The sequence below is a fragment of the Siccirubricoccus deserti genome, assembly GCF_014283215.1.
In the GTDB taxonomy this organism is placed as follows: Bacteria; Pseudomonadota; Alphaproteobacteria; order Acetobacterales; family Acetobacteraceae; genus Siccirubricoccus; species Siccirubricoccus deserti.
On sequence record NZ_JACOMF010000184.1, the window covers coordinates 1 to 2,161 of the forward strand.

At 62.1% G+C, this 2,161-nt stretch carries 2 protein-coding genes; both read right to left on the bottom strand.

Annotated features, from left to right (window positions below; all coding sequences use genetic code 11):
* Positions 1-251: 251 nt before the first annotated feature.
* Entirely contained in the window at positions 252-1,076 is an 825-nt protein-coding gene (locus H7965_RS29585) for a TSUP family transporter (protein ID WP_186774058.1), read from the bottom strand.
* Positions 1,077-1,224: 148 nt separating this feature from the next.
* The gene (locus H7965_RS29590; RefSeq protein WP_186774059.1) at positions 1,225-1,713 is read right to left on the bottom strand and encodes a hypothetical protein; all 489 of its coding nucleotides are present in this window, start codon (positions 1,711-1,713) and stop codon (positions 1,225-1,227) included.
* Positions 1,714-2,161 lie beyond the last annotated feature (448 nt).

Here is a 2,161-nt window from a genome sequence, read left to right on the forward strand (position 1 = left end):
GCTTCCCACTCGGTCATCGCTCTGCTCCCTTTCGTGACGGGCCGAACTCGGCACGAACTCGGTACAATGCACCCGGCCACCGGCCATGCCGTGTCCCGCAGGGTCATCTTCGGAGTCGGTGAGGGCGACCGCAAGCACATCCAGGCAGCCGATGCAGGGAAGGCTGAGGCAAGGGCTGCCGAGTTGCTGCGCGCCTTCCGGCCGAGGTTCAGCAGCTAACCCGCACCTCCCAGCGTACCAATGACCTTGGATTAGAACGCAAGGCCGAGACCGGCGGCGATAAGCAACAGGTTTACGGCGGCCGCAAACTGGTGGTCGTTAAGACACCTGAAGATTGCCAAGCCGCAGAGGGTCCCTAATAGGGCCGCGGGGATGAACGTCCATGCCACAGCGGTGAGCCCCCAACCTGACGAACCCGGCGCCACATGTTGCAGTATCGGAAGAGCAAGCACCTGCATAATCAGTATGAAGGGCTGGTACACACCCCGCTGGTGGGTCTTGTCCCAACCCTTCATGCCGCACCAGATGGCGACAAAGGCGCTGGGAAAGGCCGCCAGACCGCCCATAACCCCTCCCGCGGCGCCGACGATTGCGTCGTGGACTGGCCTGCTCCGCACCGTCACGGGCCTGCGGAATAGCATGTAAGCGCCGTACAGAACGAGCAGGCCGCCCAGCAGGCGCACGTAGTCGTCTCGGTGTAGGTGCAGCAGCAGGCAGACTCCGATTGGCAGGCCGAGTACACCACCCGCCAGAAAGGGCAGGAGCGCATGCCAATCGATGGAGCGGCGCAGTGTCCACACGCTGAGGGACTGGATAGCAATGCTGCCGAGGAGCAGGATTGTAACGACCTGCACCGGGTCGCCCATCAGTGGCAGCAGCATTGCGGCGCAGAGCGGCGCAAAGCCAAACCCGACGATGCTGCCCAGCATCGCCGCAACGAGGACCGCGGCAATGGCCATGGTGTCAGCGCTGGTGCTGACTAGCCCAAATCCGCGCAGGATCAGTGCGTAAGGAAGGACGAGCACCATGCTGACGACGCAGAGCAGCGGCGGACGGGCTAGATCGCGCAGTGCCACGGCACGCTCCTCGGCGCAGTCCGCACCCGTTCACAGCGTTACGACACGTTCCACCGCAAGGCCCTACCGGTCGGCCTGATCGCCTGTTTGAGGACCCCACCCTTGAGGCAGCGACACCTATGTGCGTCGTCCACCTCGCGGACGAGCATCAATCGCGCTTTGCAGTGGCGGCAGCCTCGGTCTGCGCGGCAACGCCGGTATCGGAAATACCTACTGCAACTGTAGTAGCCCCTGTGCCAGCAACGGCAGGTATCTCTGCCGCCTTGCAGAACTCCAGGGCTGCCTCGTACTGGGCGTCAAAGTTCCGTGCCGACAACCGGCCATACAGGAAGGGCCGACCAACCACGACCATCTTGCCGTCGTCATCGACGCTGTAGAACACGACGAAGTTGGTCACGCCCTCGTTCATGTTGTGGAAGTTCAGAGTGCCGCACACGGCGGAGATCAGCGCTGGATGTGCGACAATGTCATTGGTCCGCAAATCGGTCACCTCGGGCAGGACCGGCTGCCCACTGGCCAGCAGCGGCATGTCGTCCAGCACGACCCAGCGAGCATGGTTCTCGATATCTGTTGGGAAGTAGGCGGCAGCACCGGTGACAGACGCCAGCCAGAGCAGCCCCGCTCCGATTACCTTCATCTCGGCCTCCAACTAATCTCAAATGAGATCGAGGGGAATTTGCAGAGACACCAGGGACTAAAATTCCTATTGTGAACGGTTGTAGCCTAATATTATTTAGGCCGCATATTGATACTAAAAAGCATTTATACGAAAGAGTTTCTATCTCACCGCAGCGATCGTCAGCAGTCGTGCCTCCGATAATAGGCGCGACATCGCGCCCGGAGGTAAACAAAGTAGCGATCAGTGGTGCTCCACGGTGGCGCCTTTCTGGCGCTCGCCTATGCCCTCGGCGCGGCAGGCACGATCCTGAACCTGCCCGAGGGCGCCATCCGAGCGCTGCTCGATCTCACGCCCAGACCCGGGCGTGACCGCGGGGTCAGCCCATGCCCGGAGGGCGGTATCCGTGACCCGCCCGCAACATCGGCAGCAAAGGCTCGGCGATCCTGCATAGAAGCATGCAGCAGCC

Coding starts and splice junctions, on each gene's coding strand:
- H7965_RS29590 (WP_186774059.1), bottom strand. CDS start 1,713: ATGAAGGTAATCGGAGCGGGGCTGCTCTGGCTGGCGTCTGTCACCGGT.